This is a genomic window from Streptomyces flavochromogenes, assembly GCF_000717595.1.
Classification (GTDB): Bacteria; Actinomycetota; Actinomycetes; order Streptomycetales; family Streptomycetaceae; genus Streptomyces; species Streptomyces flavochromogenes.
In genome coordinates this window covers 63,643-80,764 of the sequence record NZ_JNZO01000025.1, presented here as the reverse complement: position 1 = coordinate 80,764, position 17,122 = coordinate 63,643, and the positions used below count along the sequence as shown (strand labels likewise).

The 17,122-nt window shown below is 73.9% G+C and carries 9 protein-coding genes; 1 reads left to right on the top strand and 8 read right to left on the bottom strand.

Annotation, left to right across the window (positions count from 1 at the left end; translation table 11 throughout):
• Positions 1-312 precede the first annotated feature (312 nt).
• Positions 313-1,140 (bottom strand): enoyl-CoA hydratase family protein, encoded by an 828-nt coding sequence (locus IF00_RS0128520; RefSeq protein ID WP_030322912.1) that lies wholly within the window; start codon positions 1,138-1,140, stop codon positions 313-315.
• Between the two features lie 246 nt (positions 1,141-1,386).
• Here IF00_RS0128520 and IF00_RS0128515 point away from each other — a divergent pair, with 246 nt between their 5' ends.
• On the top strand, positions 1,387-1,893 hold the full coding sequence (locus tag IF00_RS0128515; protein WP_037639226.1) for an ATP-binding protein: 507 nt from the start codon (positions 1,387-1,389) through the stop codon (positions 1,891-1,893).
• Here the strand turns inward: IF00_RS0128515 and IF00_RS0128510 are convergent.
• From IF00_RS0128510 to IF00_RS0128480, 7 genes are all read right to left on the bottom strand, one after another.
• Positions 1,847-3,286 carry an amino acid permease gene (locus IF00_RS0128510; protein WP_030322909.1) on the bottom strand — a complete coding sequence of 480 codons (1,440 nt, stop codon included), beginning with the start codon at positions 3,284-3,286 and terminating at the stop codon, positions 1,847-1,849. The genes IF00_RS0128515 and IF00_RS0128510 overlap by 47 nt on opposite strands.
• Positions 3,287-3,410: 124 nt before the next feature.
• The gene (gene argF / locus IF00_RS0128505; RefSeq protein WP_051820654.1) at positions 3,411-4,460 is read right to left on the bottom strand and encodes an ornithine carbamoyltransferase; all 1,050 of its coding nucleotides are present in this window, start codon (positions 4,458-4,460) and stop codon (positions 3,411-3,413) included.
• A gap of 158 nt (positions 4,461-4,618) precedes the next feature.
• The gene (locus tag IF00_RS0128500; protein WP_030322905.1) at positions 4,619-5,851 is read right to left on the bottom strand and encodes an arginine deiminase; all 1,233 of its coding nucleotides are present in this window, start codon (positions 5,849-5,851) and stop codon (positions 4,619-4,621) included.
• Between the two features lie 155 nt (positions 5,852-6,006).
• Entirely contained in the window at positions 6,007-8,556 is a 2,550-nt protein-coding gene (locus tag IF00_RS45795; RefSeq protein WP_030322903.1) for a hypothetical protein, read from the bottom strand.
• Complete coding sequence (locus IF00_RS0128490) at positions 8,553-10,865, bottom strand: protein kinase family protein (protein ID WP_245234661.1); 2,313 nt, start codon at positions 10,863-10,865, stop codon at positions 8,553-8,555. The genes IF00_RS45795 and IF00_RS0128490 overlap by 4 nt, the downstream gene beginning before the upstream one ends.
• Complete coding sequence (locus tag IF00_RS41645; protein ID WP_037639223.1) at positions 10,862-13,582, bottom strand: hypothetical protein; 2,721 nt, start codon at positions 13,580-13,582, stop codon at positions 10,862-10,864. Before IF00_RS41645 ends, IF00_RS0128490 begins: the two co-directional genes overlap by 4 nt.
• Positions 13,579-17,121 carry a tubulin-like doman-containing protein gene (locus IF00_RS0128480; protein ID WP_078944880.1) on the bottom strand — a complete coding sequence of 1,181 codons (3,543 nt, stop codon included), beginning with the start codon at positions 17,119-17,121 and terminating at the stop codon, positions 13,579-13,581. Before IF00_RS0128480 ends, IF00_RS41645 begins: the two co-directional genes overlap by 4 nt.
• Between the last annotated feature and the right edge of the window lies 1 nt (position 17,122).

Here is a 17,122-nt window from a genome sequence, read left to right as displayed (position 1 = left end):
ACCCCGGCTTCGGGCCGGGACCCGCGCCCGCGCCGGGGTTCACGTCCGGACCGCGACGCGGGACGGGACCGGACCCGGAGCCCGCGCCTCGGCCCGTGCCCGAGCCGGGACCGGCACCCACGCCGGGGTTCACGTCCGGACCGCGACGCGGGACGGGACCGGACCCGGGGCCCGGTCCGGGATCGGACCGGGGAGCGGGGCCGGAGTCCGGAGCACGGCTCGCGTTCGGGGCGGGGGTGGCGTCCGCTCCGGGGCGGGGCCCGGGGTCCGGGATCGGGGCGGTGGCCGGGTCCCGCCCGGGGGTGGGCATCTTCAGCACCCCCGCCATTTCGGAGGGCGCTTCTCCGTGAAGGCGGCATGGAACTCGGCGTAGTCCTCGCCGTTCATCAGGAGGGCCTGGGTGGCCGCGTCCAGTTCGATCGACGCGGCCAGCGGCATGTCGAGTTCCGAGGTGAGCAGCGCCTTGGTCTGGGCGAGGGCGAGGGCCGGGCCGTCGGCCAGGCGGCGGGCGAGCTCGGCGGCCCGCTCCCCCGCCCCGCCCTCCTCCGTGAGCTCGGAGAGCAGGCCGATGCGCTCGGCCTCGGGGGCCAGGACGGGCTCGCCCAGCATGAGGAGCCGGGTGGCGTGGCCGAGGCCGACGACCCGGGGCAGCAGATACGCCGCGCCCATGTCACCGCCGGAGAGTCCGACCCGGGTGAAGAGGAACGCGAAGCGGGTCGTGGGGTCGGCGATCCGGAAGTCGGCGGCGAGGGCGAGGACGGCCCCGGCGCCCGCCGCGACCCCGTGGAGGGCGGCGACGACCGGGAAGGGGCACTCGCGAAGGGCCCGGACGACCTGGCCGGTCATGCGGTTGAAGTCGAGGAGCTGGGCGGTGTCGAGCGCGAGCGTGGCGCCGATGATCTCGTCGACGTCGCCGCCGGAGCAGAAGCCGCGGCCCTCGCCGTCGAGGACGAGCGCGCGGACGGACCGCTCGCGGGAGAGCTCGGCGAGGAGGTCGCGCAGGTCGGCGTAGGCGCCGAAGGTGAGGGCGTTGAGTTTCGCGGGGCGGGCCAGCGTGACGGTGGCGACGCCCCGGTCGATGTCGAGGCGTAGATGGTGCCAGCGTGCCGTGCGGGGCGTGGAGCCGGTAAAGGGGCTCATCCGGAACGGCCTCCTTCCTCCGTTCGGAGGGTATCACTCAAGTGTGACCGTCGTCACGAGTGCGCGATAAGGGAGGGATGAGGGTGCACCGCACAAGGTCCTCTGCGGCCGGAGACGGAAGTCCTCGCCGATCAGGGAGGGGCGCCTCTGGAGAAAGAGATTGCGCCTCGTAAGGTTGAAACCGGGACGTCTCGGGATGCCTCCACCCCACTCGCCCACCCCCACTCGGTGAAGGGAGCCTGCCCCATGCCCGAAGCCGCCGGACCCGCAGCCGGCCCACCCGCCGGGCCGACCGGGCCCGCCGCACACGGACCCGCCTCCTGGCGTGTCCGTCTGCCCCACACCACGGCCGCCGTGCCGATCGCCCGCGCCCTGATCCGTACCGCTCTCACCGACCTCGGCCCCGGGACCCCCGGCCGCCCCGACAGCGACACCGCGGAGCTGCTCACCGCCGAGCTCGTCGCCAACGCCGTCGAGCACACCGCCGGCCGGGGCCCCATCGAGCTGGTCGTCGAGCTGCTCGGCACGCCCGGCGGCTGTCAGATCGAGGTTCACGACTCCGAGCCCGCCCGCGCGGGCGGGCTCGTCTGCCCCGCGCCGGGAGAGGTGGACCCCTGGCAGGAGCACGGCCGGGGTCTGCTCCTCGTCCGGGCCCTCAGCAGCGACTGCGGCCACCGCCCCACGGAGCACGGCAAGGCCGTCTGGTTCACCCTGCCGGGGATACCGGCGCAGCGTCCTCGCTCGGAGCCGTGACCAGACGCGAGTGGCGGCGCCCGTAGCCCGCGTACACCAGCGCTCCGACGACCAGGAATCCGGCGAACTGCAGCCAGGTCGTCCAGCCCGTGCCCCACATCAGATAGAGGCAGAACCCGATGCCGAGGATCGGACTCAGGGGGAAGAGCGGCACCCGGAACGAGCGCGGCAGCTCGGGGTTCCGGCGCCGCAGCACCATCACCGCGAGGTTGACGACCGCCATGACGGCGAGCGTGCCGATGGTGGTCAGGTTGACGACCACGTCGAGCGAGGCGAACGCCGCCGGTACGGCGAACACCGCGGCCACGATCCACGTGTTGGCGACCGGAGTGGCGGACTTCGGCGAGACCCGCTCGAAGACGCGGGGCACGAGACCGTCGCGGGACATCGACATCAGGACGCGGGTCTGCCCGTACATCACGGCGAGGACGACGGACGCGATGGCGACGACCGCGCCGAACGCGATGATCCCGCCGCCGACCGACGACCCGGTGACCTGGTCGACGACCAGCGAGAGCGCGGCCGGCCGATCGGCCACGGCGACGGCGCCGAGGGCCCCGATCGCGGAGAGCGCGACGGCACAGTAGAGCAGTGTGACGAGCCCGATGCAGATGAGGATCGCGATCGGGATGTTCCGCCGCGGGTTCTTGACCTCTTCGCCGGCCGTGGTGATGGCGTCGAAGCCGATGTACGAGAAGAAGGCCACCGAGGCGCCCGCGGTGATCCCGCTCATGCCGTGCTCGGCGAACGGCGAGAGGTGACCGGCCTGGAAGGCCGAGAAGCCGATGACGCAGAAGACGACCAGGATCCCGATCTTGAGGATCGCCATGGCGGCGGTCGCCCGCGCGCTCTCCCGGACCCCGCGCACCAGCAGGGTGGCGGCGAGCGCGATGACGACCACGGCGGGCACGTTGACGACCCCGCCCTCGCCGGGCCCGGCGGAGAGCGCGGCCGGCAGCTGCCAGCCGGTGAGGCTATCGAGCAGTTCGTTGAGGTACTGGCTCCAGCCGACGGCGACCGCGGAGACCGAGACGCCGTACTCCAGGAGCAGGCACCAGCCGACGAGGAAGGCGGCCCGCTCGCCGAGGCTCGCGTACGCGAAGGAGTACGAGGAGCCCGAGACCGGGATCGCGCCACCGAGCTCCGCGAAGGAGAAGGCGGTGAAGATGCAGGTGATCGCGGCGAGGACGAAGGAGATCACCACCGCGGGACCCGCCTCGGCGACGCTGTCGGAGAGGCCGACGAAGATCCCGGTGCCGACGATCGCGCCGACGCCGAAGCACACGAGCTGGAAGAGGCCCATGGTGCGCTTGAGGCCGTGGCCTTCGAGGTCGGCGCCGGATTCGGCGAGGAGCTGCTGCGGGGTCTTGATCCGCGAGGCGGACGGGGTCATGCGGTGGTTCTCATCTCTCATGGGCACGCGTCAGGGGGTTCGGGCATGTACGCCTGAACCCCCTGTAAGGGTGCGATCGTAAACCGCACCACGCATATTCACCCAATCGGGCGTAAAGCTATGCCTACGGGAGCACCGTGGGGACCGCCGCGGGGATCACCGCGGGAAGCGGGCCGCCGGCCATCGTCGCGACCAGGACCGCCTTGATCGTGTGCATCCGGTTCTCCGCCTCGTCGAAGACGACCGAGTGCGCCGACTCGAAGACCTCGTCGGAGACCTCGAGCTCGGTGAGACCGTGCCGGGCGTGGATGTCCCGCCCGACGTCCGTGCCCAGGTCGTGGAAGGCCGGCAGACAGTGCAGGAACTTGACGTCGGGGTTCCCGGTGGCGCGCAGCACGTCCATCGTCACGGAGTACGGGGCGAGGGCGGCGATCCGCTCGTCCCAGACCGCCTTGGGCTCGCCCATGGAGACCCAGACGTCGGTGGCCACGAAGTCGGCGCCCCGGACCCCCTCGGCCACGTCCTCGCTGAGGGTGACCGTGGCCCCGCTGGTCTCGGCGAGCCCGCGGGCGGCGGCGACGATCTCCTCGGACGGCCAGTACGCCCGCGGGGCGACGATCCGGACGTCCATGCCGAGCAGGGCGCCGGTGATCAGGTAGGAGTTGCCCATGTTGAAGCGGGCGTCGCCGAGGTAGGCGAAGGAGACGGCGTCCAGCGGCTTGTCCGTGTGCTCGGTCATGGTGAGCACGTCGGCGAGCATCTGGGTGGGGTGCCAGTCGTCGGTGAGGCCGTTGAACACGGGGACGCCGGCGAAGGCGGCGAGTTCCTCGACGATGTCCTGACCGTCGCCCCGGTACTCGATGCCGTCGAACATCCGGCCGAGGACGCGGGCGGTGTCCTTGACCGACTCCTTGTGACCCATCTGGGAGCCGGACGGGTCCAGGTAGGTGGTGGTGGCTCCCTGGTCGGCGGCGGCGACCTCGAAGGCGCAGCGGGTGCGGGTCGAGGTCTTCTCGAAGATCAGCGCGATGTTCCGGCCGCGCAGCCGCTGGACCTCGGCGCCGGCCTTCTTGGCGGCCTTGAGTTCGGCGGAGAGCGCGATCAGGCCGCGGAACTCCTCGGCGGTGAAGTCCAGCTCCTTGAGGAAGTGGCGGCCGATGAGGTCTGTGGCCATGGGACGCGCTCCTGTGGGTACGGTCGAGGGGTCGGCGATCGGGGACGACGATCAGGACCCTGGAAGTGTATACGCACTTCAACATTTATATACAGCCCTGGTCGCGTACATGTACGACCCCGGCCACGACTCCTGCCGCGGCCCCCGCGGCGGCCCCCTCAGGCGGCGTCCCGCTCCACCGGACAGCTCATACAGCGCGGGCCGCCCCTCCCCCGGCCCAGCTCGCTGCCGGGGATCTCGATCACCTCGATGCCCTCCTTCCGCAGATGGGTGTTGGTCGTGACGTTCCGCTCGTAGGCGACGACCACCCCCGGCTCCACCGCGAGGACGTTGCAGCCGTCGTCCCACTGCTCGCGCTCGGCCGCGTGCACGTCCTGCGTGGCCGTCAGGACCCGGATGTCCTGGAGGCCGAGCGCCGCGGCGATGGCGCTGTGCATCTGCTCCGGCGGATGGTCGGTCACCCGCAGGGACTGGCCCGCGTCCCCCGGTTCGATCGTGTACGAGCGCAGCATCCCGAGCCCCGCGTACTGCGTGAACGTGTCCTGGTCGACCATCGTCATCACCGTGTCCAGGTGCATGAACGCGCGCCGCTTCGGCATGTCGAGCGCGATGATCGTGCGCGCCGAACCCGCCGCGAACATGCCCCGGGCCAGCATCTCCACCGCCTGCGGCGTCGTCCGCTCGCTCATCCCGATCAGCACGGCGCCGTTGCCGATGACGAGCACGTCCCCGCCCTCGATCGTCGACGGGTAGTCGGTCTGCCCCTCCGACCAGTGGTGGAAGGCTCCCGCCTCGGCCCCCGTGAACAGCGGATGGTGCTTGTAGATCGCCTCGAAGTGCACGGTCTCGCGCTGCCGGGCCGGCCAGCGCATCGCGTTGATCGAGACGCCGTCGTAGATCCAGGCCGAGGTGTCCCTCGTGAAGATGTGGTTCGGCAGCGGGCCGAGGACGAAGTCGTCCAGGTCCAGGGCGTGGAAACGGACCGAGGTCGGCTCCCGGTGCGACGCCAGGAACTCCCGCTTCGTCATCCCGCCGATGAGCGCCTCGGCCAGCGCACCCGCGTCCAGCGAGTCGAACGCGGCCCGGAGATGGTCGGCGGCGAGCGGCCCGTACTCCTTCTCGTCGAAGACCCGGTCGAGCACCAGCGCGCGTGCGGTGGGCACGTCGAGGGACTCGCTCAGGAGATCCCCGAAGAGGTGCACCTCCACGCCCCGGTCGCGCAGCACGTCCGCGAAGCCGTCGTGCTCCTGCCGTGCCCTGCGCACCCAGAGCACGTCGTCGAAGAGCAGGGCGTCCTTGTTGGTCGGGGTGAGCCGCTTCAGCTCCAGATCGGGCCGGTGCAGGATGACGCGGCGCAGCCGCCCGGTCTCGGAATCGACGTGGAATCCCATGCGCCCATCCTGACGGAGCGAGGCGCCCGTGGCCTGTGTTTCGGGACAGGAGGGGCCGGGGCGCGTCGAGTGGGCGACGATGCCCCCGCGCCCCGCTGCGGCCCCGGTCCCGGTCCTGGCCCCGTTCCCTGTCCCGGTCTCGGCCTCCGTCCCGGTCAGCCGAACCACTCCCGCACGAGGACGAGCAGGACGATCGCCACCACCATGCCGCCGATCAGCAGCCCGGCGCGGCGCAGGAAGCGGCGGGTGTAGCCGTTTCCGGGATCCTCCGGATGGCCGGTGACCGCCCCGGGTGCGGGCGGCCCCGGGCGGCGCGCCGTACGGGGCAGGCCGTACGCGTCCTTGAGGAGGGTGAGCCAGACGGCTTCGGGCAGACCGGGGCACTCGTCGTCGACGATCAGCCAGAAGGTCTCACGGGCGGACGGCACCGGGCTTGTACGGAGCCGGGCGAGCAGCTCCCCCACGGTGCCGACCGGGGCGTCGCCGCCGGCGAGGAGCGGGCGCACGGCCCAGCGGTGCAGCTGGGCGGCGTTGGCCGCGCGCTGCTCCTCCGGCGGGTCGGACGGGTCGGCGGAGGCGCCCGACGGTGCGACGGCCCAGAACTCCTGGCCGATGGCCACCTCGCACAGCTCCCGGCGCAGCGGACGCTCCCAGGACGGCAGGCGCCGGGCGGCCTCCCGGAGGAGGAGGGTGAGGACGACGTACGCCTGCGGGCGGCGCAGCGAGTCGAGCAGCTCGCGGTCGCCGCCGCCCTCGACGAGCTCGCGTGCCTCGTCCACGGTGCGCGCGGCGGGCAGCTTGTGCAGGAGGCCGGTCTCGGCCTCCCGCTCCCGCCCACGGCCCCGCACGACGGCCCAGGCACGCCCCGAGGCCGGCCCCGGCCCGGTCCACGCGGGCGCGACCAGGGGGAGAACGGGGCGGGGGAACGCGTCGGCCCCCGCTGCCTGGGGCGGACGGACGCCGGACCCGGCGGGCCCCTTGGAGAGATCGGGGCGGTGCGGGGGGAGGTCGGCGGGCCGGGACGGGGCGGTCGGCGGGGCGGCGGGACGATCGGCACGGTCGGGGTGCGCGGACGGGACGGGACGGGGCTCGCGGTCGGCGGCGGCGCGGCCGTACGGGTCGTCGCCCTGGGCCGGGTGGGGCACGCGGGGCGGGGCGGGCTGCTGATCGGCCGAGGCCCGACGGTACGGGTCGGGCTCGGGGGCGGGGTCCGGTCGGGATGGACGGTACGGGTCGGGGTCAGGGGTGAAGTCAGGTCGGGACGGGCGGTACGGGTCGGGTCGGGGCTCGGGGTCGGGGTCGGGGTCGGGCTCGGGATCTCGTCGGGTCGAGCTGCGGGTCGGGGCGGGCTCCGGAGCCTTGGGCGGGCCGTACAGGGTGGGCTCCGAGCTCGGCCGAGGCGGGCGGTTCGGGGTGGGCTCCGGGGTCGGGTCCGGCCGGCGGGACGGAGGTGTCGTCGGGACGTCCCGAGGCGCCGCCGTGACCCCGGGACCGGCCGGCGCCGCCGGCTCCCGCTCCGGCGGGTCCGGGCGGAACCAGTCGTCGGGGCTCTCGTACGGCCCGGGACGACCCGCCCCTCGGGGTTCTCCCCCGGCAGGCACCGCGTCACGGGCGCCCGGGCGGTCGGTGGTGGTGTCGCCCCCCGCCGGTGGGGCGTCGTCGGCAGTCCGGCCTCCCAGGCCCCATCCCCATTTCCGGCCCGAGGTCTTCCGGGTCTCCGGTGCGGGCGGCTCCGGGACGCGCGGGTCCTCCCGTTCCGGGGGCCACGAGGTCCGCGCCGTCGGCTCCGGGGCGGGCGCGTACCCCCCGGGGCGGCGGCGGTCGAGCACGTCCAGGGCCCGCCCGGCCGTCTCCAGGAGCGAGGCGCCACGGGCGGAGGAGGCTCCGTGCAGGGCGCTGCCGACCGCGTACTCCTGGCCCTCGCCCTCCGCGACACCCCTCAGGTGGTGGCGGACGAGCCGGGCCGCGATCTCCTCCGCCCGGTCGTCGGCGCGCTCGCGCGGATCGACGCGGCGCCGGTCGGTGTTGCGGCTCGCCGCGCCCGACCACCGGCCGACGAACACGAAGCGGAGCGCGGTGAGTTCGGCGGTGTCATGGGTGGCGAAGGTCCACCGGCGGCCGGTGAGCCCGCCGAACATGCTGTGCAGCCCCCAGAGCACCGGTCCTGCGGTGTCGCCGCGTTCGTCAAGGACGGTGAAGCGTTCGTCCGGGTGGCGCAGCAACTCCGCGACCATTCCGGCGAGTTCGCCTGCCGTGCGCTCCAGGGCGCCGTCGAGTTCTCCCTGGCCGCGGCCTGTCGCGGGGACGAGGACCCGCTCCGGGATCACCGGCAGCTGCCCGCGCACCCGGGCGCCGTCCATGGCCGCGCCCTCCCAGTTCCAGGCGTGGAGGCCGAGGCAGGTGGCGGGTTCGAGGAGCCCGGGCGAGCCGACCAGGGCGTGGCAGAGCACGGACGTCCCGCCGTCGGCGTCGGTGAACGGCGTGCGGTGGATCAGCATCACCTCCGAACGCCGCTGGAGCCGGATCAGTGCGGGCCGGGTCTCCTCGCCGCTGGCGCGCAGCACGGGCCCGGAGGTCCGGAAGAGGTTCTCGGCCTCTTCGCGGGGCCCGGACCAGGCCACCGGTCCGAAGCCGGTGCTGCCGGTGAGGTTCTCGCTGTCCCACCGGAACACGATCTGGTCGACCTCGTTCTCCGACCGTGTCATCGGTCGATCCCCTCCATAGGTCCCGCGGGTTCCGCCCCGGGCAGCAGCCCGCACAGGGCGAAGAGCGACAGCAGTGGCGCGAGGACCCGGCGCGGCCGGACCCCGTGCGGAAATCGGTCGCCGCGCGCCTGTCCGCCGGTGGCGGCGACGAAGTGCAGGGAGCAGTCGGCGCAGTCGTCGAACGGCTTGAGCCAGGCGGAGCTGGCCCCGTGCGCCAGGAAGGCGTACGCGTCCCGGCTCTCGGCCCGTACCGCGGCGGGGTCGTGGCGGCCCGGCAGGGCACGGCCGAGCCACCGGTCGACGACCGGTTCGAAGCGCACCAGGTCGCTCTTGTTGACGGCGAGCGCGGCGGGGGCGGCGACGAGTCCGCCGCGCTGCCGGGGGATCCGGTTGAGCACGGTGGTGAAGGCCTCGTCGCCGAGCTCGCGCAGCCGCAGTCCGCTCTGTTCCCTCACCGGTTCGAGGGAGGGCAGCCGGAGCGCGCGCAGCGGGTCGAGGACGAAGATGAAGGCGTCGACACCCATGAGGAAGCGGCCGACCTCGCTGTCCTGGGCGAGGTCCTCGCCCGCGAGGTCGAAGAAGACGACGGGCCGGGGTGTGGCGCCGCCCGCCGAGACGAGCAGCCCGTCGGCGAACCGGGCGAACGTCTGCTGTCCGGTGCGGCCCAGCTGCCGTCCCTGCTGCAGGCTCTGGACGCGCTCGCGCAGATAGGCGCGGTGTGCCTCGGGGTTGAGCGGCAGGCACTTCAGTCCGTACGGTTCGAGGCCGCCGAGCTCGATCTCGCCCAGCATGGCGGCGAGCAGGTGGGTCTTGCCGACGGAGGAGCTGCCGACCAGGGCGATGGAGAGCGGCTCGCCGTTGGTGAGGTAGGGCAGGGGCAGTTCGTGCCCCTCGTCGCCGTCCACCGTGTGCGGGCACAGGTGGTACGCCTTGCGCCGGGCGTCCGCGTGGTGGCCCGGCCGGCGTTCCGCCCTGAGGTCCAGGGGGATGCGGTTGCCCTTGGCGTCGATGGTGACGAGCAGACGTTCGTCGTACTCGACGGGGAGCAGGCAGTGCGGGCACATCCGGCTGCGTGACGGAGGCGGCTGGACGAGTTCGGAGGGCGGGGCGGCCGCTCGGGGCGGTGGGGTGGCACGCGGCGCGGCGCGGGGCGGTTCTCCGTTGCGGAAGATCTTGGAGAGCAGGGAGCCGAGCGACGGGTTCGGGTCCCGGGCGGGGACCTCCGGGGCCGGGGCAGGACCCGTGTCCGGCCGGCCGCCCCGGGACAGTGTCTGCTTCCGGGCGAGGTGGGCGTCGTACCGGGCACGGAACGGTGTGAGCACATCGGCCGTGTCGGCCCCGGCCCCGAGCGGGTCGGCCACGTACAGGAGCCGCAACAGATCGGCCGGGTGCGGCCGTTCCGTCGCCTTCGGGGAGAAGAGACCACTGTGCTGGAGAGCGGCGAGGCGCCGGTAGTCGCCGAGGTCCGCGGGCGGGCCCTCCCCGCGGTCGGGGCGGCCGGAGAGCAGGTAGTAGGCGAGTTCGGCGACGGACCACAGGTCGTCGCGCGGGTCGACGCTGCCGCGCCCCGCGCGCTGCTCGGGCGAGGCCCAGGGCGCCGCCCCGAAGGGCTGGCGCGCCTCTCCCGCCCGCAGCGCCGCGTACGGCTCGCAGAGCCGTACGCGGGCGCCGTCCCACCGGACGTTCTCGGGCGTGATCGCCCGGTGGACGAGGCCCAGTTCCCCCAGGAGGCGTACGGCCATGGCGAGTTGGCCGGTGATCCGTTCCTGGTCCTCGGCGCCGATCCGCCCCGCCCAGTCGGAGAGCGGACGCCCGCTCGGCGGCCGGTAGAGCACGAAGGGTTCGGCGGCGGTCAGGTCGAAGCCCACGATCCGGGTGAGGATGCCGACGAACTTGTCGCCCCCGTAACGCCGTTCGAGGGCGACCGAGGCCGCCACCTCGCGCTCCAGGAGGCCGTACGCCTGGGGGTCGCGCTGCGCGGACGAGGCGAGCCGGTACTGCACGACGGGCACGCCACCGGCCCCCAGGACGGCCCGGCGTGCGAGGAACCCGGGGCGTCCGGGGGGCCTGTGGTCCTCCCCGTACCGTACGACGAAGCGGCTCTGCGCCTCTCTGGGCGTGAGGAACTCCAGTTCCTGGTAGTACGGATGGGGCGGCGGGCTCGGTTCGCTCAGGTGGTCGGGGTGGTCCGGGCCCATGGGCTGGTTCGGGCCGGCGCCATGGCCTCGGCCGCTCGGGCCCGCGGCGTGGTTGCGGTCGTCCGGATGGTCCGGGTCGCGCCGGTCGTTCGGATGGTTCGGGTCGGTCACGGTTCTCCCGCCTCCTCGGCGCGGACGGTGTGCACGACGTCCGCGCGCAGTGGTACGAGACGGAGGATTCCGGCGTGGCGTCCCGCACCGGTCCATACGACGTCCTCGGCGATGCCCCGCCAGATGTCGTCCCCTGCGGCCCCGCGCCGCATCGCCTCCGGCACGAACCGGACCTGCCGGGCGGCGAGCGGATCGTGGGAGAGCAGTCGCATGTGCTCCGGGCCGCAGAGCGCGACCGTGCGGGCGGGGTCGTCCTCGGCCAGGATCAGCCGGGCCACCGCGTCCGGGGCGACGCCGGTGAGCCGGGCGGCGTCGGGCCGGTCGGAACGGTCGGTGAAGGCGGCGAGGCCGGAGAGCGCGTCCTGGTCACGGAGGCCGTCGTACCGGGGCGGCGGCGAGGCGGCGACGTCGCGCTCCAGACGCACCCGGGTCTCGCCGAGGAGCTCCGCGATGCGCTCCTCGTGGACCGCGGGCACCACGGCTCCGGGGTCACGCTCGATACCGGCCCAGCACCGGTCGAGGATCAGCAGGGTCCCGGCGACCAGGTCGCCGACGAGCGTGTCGACGAGCAGGGGGCCGCCGTCGCCGTACCGCCGCTCGAGCCACGCGGGCGCGGGTACGGGCTCGGGGCCGGGGCCGGCACCCGGTCCCGCCCAGCCCGCCCCGCCGCCGCCGGAGAGGGCGGAGTCCCGGTCGGAGGGAACGGAAGGCCCGAACGGTCCTGAGGGGTCGACCGGACCGGAAGGGCCGAACGGATCGGAAGGGCCGGCCGGACCGGGAGGGCCGAACGGATCGGAGGCGTCGAACGCGTCGGAGGGGCCGAAGGGGTCGGACGCGTACGGAGACCCGTTCGGTGCGGGCGACCGTACCGGCGACGGCGGTTCCTCGTCCATGTCCGACCAGATGTCGTCCGCGGCGCCGCCCTCCCAGTCCTCCCAACTCCACGCCGCGGTACCGCTGTCCGGCTCCGGCGGTCGGGCGGAGTCCCTCCGGGATCCCCCCTCGGCAGAGCCGGCGGAGCCGGCCGACGGCACGTACGCGTACCCGTTCGCGTGGGACGCCACCCGGCCGTGCGCGTCGGCCGTGTCCGCGAGGCCGCGGAGCAGTCGGGCCACCGCGCCCGCGCCCGCCGAGCAGTGGTGCCGCACCTCGGCGAAGAGCCAGTCGTGCACGGCGGTCGTCACCACCAGGCTCTGGACCTCACGCAGGATCCGCCAGGCGTCCTCCGGGTCCGCCCTGGCCCACCATGCGTCCACGGCCCGGCTCCAGTCGCGCAGCGCGAGGAGGACGACCGCCGCGAGGGCCACCGCGAGGGCCACCGCCCCCGCCCACAGCGGCAGGCCGAGGAACTGGCCGAGGCCCGCCCCGACGGGACCGCCGAGCACTCCGCCGAAGAGCCGGGGCGCCGCTCCCGTGGCGCCGCCTCCGTCGATCCGCCCGTCCGGTGAACGGTTCGGCCTGCGGCGCAGCATCAGATGGGCGAGCCCGGCGGCGAGCACGCCGACGGCCGGGCCGAGGACCCAGCCGAGGACCGGCCAGACTCCCGCGAGGAGGGCCAGGAGGCCGGTCACGGCGAAGGCGACCGGCCGCGAACCGCCGGCCGTGAACGGATACCGGCCGCCGAGCCGACGCAGCCGCTCCGGCCCGCAGATCGCGTCGAGCCGGGCGAGCCGGGAGGCGCTGCCGACGGGCGCGGTGCGCGCGGAGAGCGCGGCGAGCCGGGCCGCCACGGAACGCAACGGCAGCCCCTTGCCGATCAGTTCGTAGGTGTGGTCGCGGAGGGCGGGGACGATTCCGGCCCGCGAGATCTCCCGTGGCATCTCGGGCAGTTCGATGCCCCGGTCCCGCAGCACTCCCCGGTGCTCGACGGTGAGTCGGCTGCCGCCCGCGGCGGCGAACGCGTCCGCGACGGCGATCCGGAACCGCTCCAGCTCCCCCGCCACCCGCTCGATGTCCCCCGGCAGATCGACCGTCCGGCCGGCCCCGGTGAGGAGTCCGGCCGCGCCCCGCACCCGGTGGTAGCCGTCGACGGCGTCCTGGACGGCCTCGTCGCAGCCGGCGAGCCGGAGCCCCGCCCGCCCCTGGGCGGGCAGCCATCGATGGTCGGCGAGCGAGCGCGGCATGCCCTCGTCGAGCAGCAGCGCGAGCGCGGGTGGCACCTGCTCGGCCGAGGCGGTGCCGGCCGGGACCTCCGGGCCGGTGAGCCCCTCCACCGCCTGCCGCCAGGCGCGCGCCCGAGCCTCGTCGGTGAGGTCGTGCTCCAGGACGCGCACGGCGGGCACGGCGACGCCGTGCACCACCTCGCCGAGCGCCCGCAGCACCGCGTCGAAGACCTCGGGAGTGGACAGGACGTCGACGAGCGGACGCAGCACCGCCTCGGCCGGGACGCCGTCCTCCGTCGTGTCGAACACCCACAGGACACCGGCGGCGGGCGGGCGGAGGGTGAGGGTGCGGCGCACGGTCCGCTCGCCCCGGACCCCGACGGCCAGGCAGACGATGCGGGCGGGCCCGTAGGAGGAGAGCCGCTCGTACAGCAGCTGGTGCGAGACGAGCCGGTCTGCCTCGTCGAGGACGAGGAAGCGGCGCTCGCCGCCGGGCTGCGGGGCGTCCAGGGCGGAGCGCACGACGGCGTCGGGGTCGTACGCCCCCGCCGTCCGCAGGTCGAGGCAGACGGCGTGGCCGGGCAGCGGCCGTTCGGGGAGGACGCGCGCGCTCACTCCGCCTCCCCGGCCCGGTCGCGGCGGTAGGGCTCGTCGTCGAAGTCGGGACCGAACTCGGGTCCGTAGTCGGGTTCGTAGTCGGGCTCGGGTTCCGTCTCCCAGTCGCCCTCGAAGGCGGAGTTCCGCCGCGGCGGCGGCGCCGCGGGACCCGGGCCGGGGGCGTCCCCGTTCCCGTAGGCGGTACGGGGATCGGGAACGGCGCCGTTCCCGTACGCGGGGTGGTGGCCGCTCTCGTACCCGGGCGGGGGACCGCTCTCGTACCCGGGACGGTGGCCGTTCTCGTACGACCTGGGGCGCCGCACCACATGCGGACCGCCGCCCTGGCCCTGACCGTGGCCCTGCCCCTGACCCTGACCCTGACCCTGACCCCGAGCGTGGCCCTGGCCCGGCACCGCGCCGGCCCGTGGCGCGTGCCGTTCGTACAGCAGCCGCAGGCTCGACCGGGTCGCCCGGGCCGACCTCGGGAAGCGCATGTCGAGGGCGCCGGGGAAGGTGACCTCCCAGAAGTGACGCAGCGGGGCGAGCCATTCGATGTCCGATTCGCCGTACTCCCCGTATTCGGCGACGAGTTCGTCGATCAGGGCGAGCTGGCGCGGCGCGACCTGCTCCACGAAGTGGGTGAAGAGCGGTGACGGCGGCGCCGGGACCTGCGCGAGGCCCTTGGGCAGGGCCTGCATGAGGCGTTCGCAGAACTGCTCGATGATCTGCCCCTCGTCGAGCAGCGCCCACCGCTCGTACGCGCGCAGCAGCCCCGCCCAGCTGGTGAGCGAACCGTCGAAGTCCTCAAGACGCAGGGCCATCGTCGCCGACTCGCCGTCCTGCAGGCGGATGCGGACGCGGTGGGGCGAGCCGGCCGGGCCCTCGGTGTCGATGTGCCCGTTCCACATGGCGCAGAGCAGCCGGTGCAGGATGCGCTGCCGGTCGTGTTCGGTGGAGACCAGCCAGTCGTCCTCGTAGCCGAGCCGCTGGCGCCAGTGCAGGAAGTCGTCCTCGCCGGCCGAGTCCCGGGCCTCGGACCAGAGGCTGAGGACGTTGCGGACCTCGGAGATGTCGGTGAGGTTCATACCGCTGCGGAAGAACACGACGGTGATGGAGTCGGTGTCGCCGGCCCGGCTCTCCGGTGTCACCCGGGAGGGCAGGTTGAGTGCCTGCTCCAGGTACTCGCGGGCGCGGCCGTCGGACTCGCTCGCCGGATGCACGATCAGGATCTTGAGGGGGCCGCTGCCGTCCGGGACGAATCCCACCGGGATGAGTCCGGCGAGACGGGAGCGGAACTGGTCGAGCCAGCGCGGGTCGATCTTCGCCTCGGCGGTCTCGTCGCCCGCGGCGGCCCGGAGCAGCAGTTCCATGGAGGGCAGCAGGGGGCGTGCGAAGGCGTCCTCGTTGGCCTCGCCGAAGAGCCGCTTGACCCGCCGTTCGACGACCTGCTTGATCTCCTTCACCGCCGCGCCGGACGACCGGCGGACCGAGTCGAGGGCCCGCCGCCAGTCCTCGGGGCCGACGATCCGGCCGAGCAGACCCGCGGCGTCGGCGCCCTCGGGCAGGCCCTCGCTCTGGGCCAGCCGGTCGATGACGTCGTCGTAGAAGGCGCGCAGGGTGTTCTGCGGGGGCAGCAGATAGGCGATGCCCGCACGGTCGTCGCGATAGAGGTCGCGACGGCTGTCGGCGAATGCCTTGCCCTCGTCCTGCTCGTGGGCGCGGAGCGCCTTGACGAGTTCGGCGATCTCGGAGCCGGCCTTGCTCAGGGAGGGCCGCCACTGGGCCTCGCCGTTCTGCCAGCCGTGGTGCCAGAGGGTGCGGGCCCGCCACTGGTACCAGGCCTGCTGGGCGGCGAGCGCGTCCTGGACGTCGGGGTCGCTCCACCGGGCCGGTACGACCCCGCCCACGGGGCCCTTGATCGGGGGGATGCCGGGCGCGGCGGTGTGGACGTTCGGGGGTCGTTCGGGTTCGTTCCGCCGGTTGTCGATCATGCCGGTGAAGCCTTCCCTCGCCACCCGGTCGGGGTGGCCGGGCAGGCCGGTCAGGATGACCTTGATCTGGAACGGGTCCATGGATCCGAGGAGTTCGCGGACCCCCGTGCTCGGCCTGAAGTCCTCGGTGAGGCGCGGGATCTCGCGGGCGAGAGCGGAGTCGAGGCGGCGCAGGGACTCCTCCATGTCCCCGAGCCTGTTGCGCAGTTCCTGGGTGATCCTCGTCTTCCCCCGGGGGAGCTGCTCGGGCAGCGGTACGTCCGGTGCGTCCCGGGTCCAGAGGCGGCCGATGCCGGAGCGGTTGAACAGCTCCCTGACGTGGTTCTGTCCCTCCCGGTCGGGGCGCCGGGCCCGCTCGGTCATACCGCGTACGGCCTGGGCGAGGAGCCGGGCGGCGACGATCTCGGCGAGGTCGTCGACGGGCACGGTGAGGGCGGCGGCGAGGCTGGTGGACATGCCCCGGTAGCCGATTCCGGTACGGGCCGGGGTGGAGCGTTCCACGCTCTTGTTGATGAAGCTGGCGGCGAAGGACTGGTAGTCCTCCTCGGCGCGGGTCGCGGAGCCGTTGTCCTGGCCCAGGTCGGTGCCGATCAGCGACATCACCATGGCGGCGATGGAGCGACGCAGGTCCTCGCTGTTGATGACGGAGGGCTTGGAGAAGAGGAAGGCGGTCTGCATGGTGGCGGGACGCAGCGCCACGACGCCGTCGCCGGGGTACGTGACGCTGAGCCGCCCGCGGTCCTCCAGGTCGCCGACCTGGTCGACGGCGTCGGGCACGTTCTGGTCGTCGACGAGTCGCGAGAGGTCCACGAGGGCGCGGGCGGAGTTGAGTTCGGCCTCGCGTCCGCCGCCGGCCTCGGGCGGGAAGGCGGAGGGCATCACGACGAGCGGGTAGATCTTCACGCCGGGCACCCGGGCGTTGCGGAACTCGTGCCCGATGAGGTGGATGAAGTCGTAGAAGATGCCGGCGCCGGTGCCGCCGGCGACGGAGAAGGCGACGAACACGTCGCAGCCCCGGATCTTGCCGCCGCCGACCCGCCGCAGGTCGCCCGCGGCCTGGCCGATGGACCCGATCGCCTCGCGGAGCTGGCGCAGGACGGGTTCGAGCCCGGAGCGGAGGGTCGCGAAGAGCGCGGAACGTCCGACGGTCGGCAGCTGTCCGGCGCCGCTGTTCAGCGGGGCGACGCGCGGCTCACGGGCCTTCGGCGGCAGCCAGAGCCGGGTCTCCTCGGGGACCGAGACGCGCAGCATGCGCGTCACCTCGGGCGAGGAGTCGAAGTCGGTGGGCAGCAGGTCGCGGACGATCCGGGAGGTACGGGCGAAGGCGGCGCCCTCGGCGCCCTTCGCCTTGAACTGCGGGTAGCCGAGCAGCTCGGCCTCGCTGAAGTCGGCGTAGACGAACTGGAGGCAGTCGGGCAGCTGGAAGGGCAGGCGGCGGCCGCCGTCGACCAGGTCGGTGCCGTCGGGGCCGCACAGCTCCCGGCGCAGGCTGCGTTCGAGTTCGCTGCCGATGCGTCCGCCGGTGCCGCCGAGCCCGACGAAGAGCATGGGCTGATAGATCTTCATG

Excerpts from the sequence above, each read along its gene's own strand:
- IF00_RS0128520 (WP_030322912.1), bottom strand. The coding sequence starts at position 1,140 with ATGAGCCCCTTTACCGGCTCCACGCCCCGCACGGCACGCTGGCACCAT.
- IF00_RS0128515 (WP_037639226.1), top strand. The coding sequence starts at position 1,387 with ATGCCCGAAGCCGCCGGACCCGCAGCCGGCCCACCCGCCGGGCCGACC.
- IF00_RS0128510 (WP_030322909.1), bottom strand. The coding sequence starts at position 3,286 with ATGACCCCGTCCGCCTCGCGGATCAAGACCCCGCAGCAGCTCCTCGCC.
- argF (WP_051820654.1), bottom strand. The coding sequence starts at position 4,460 with ATGGCCACAGACCTCATCGGCCGCCACTTCCTCAAGGAGCTGGACTTC.
- IF00_RS0128500 (WP_030322905.1), bottom strand. The coding sequence starts at position 5,851 with ATGGGATTCCACGTCGATTCCGAGACCGGGCGGCTGCGCCGCGTCATC.
- IF00_RS45795 (WP_030322903.1), bottom strand. The coding sequence starts at position 8,556 with ATGACACGGTCGGAGAACGAGGTCGACCAGATCGTGTTCCGGTGGGAC.
- IF00_RS0128480 (WP_078944880.1), bottom strand. The coding sequence starts at position 17,121 with ATGAAGATCTATCAGCCCATGCTCTTCGTCGGGCTCGGCGGCACCGGC.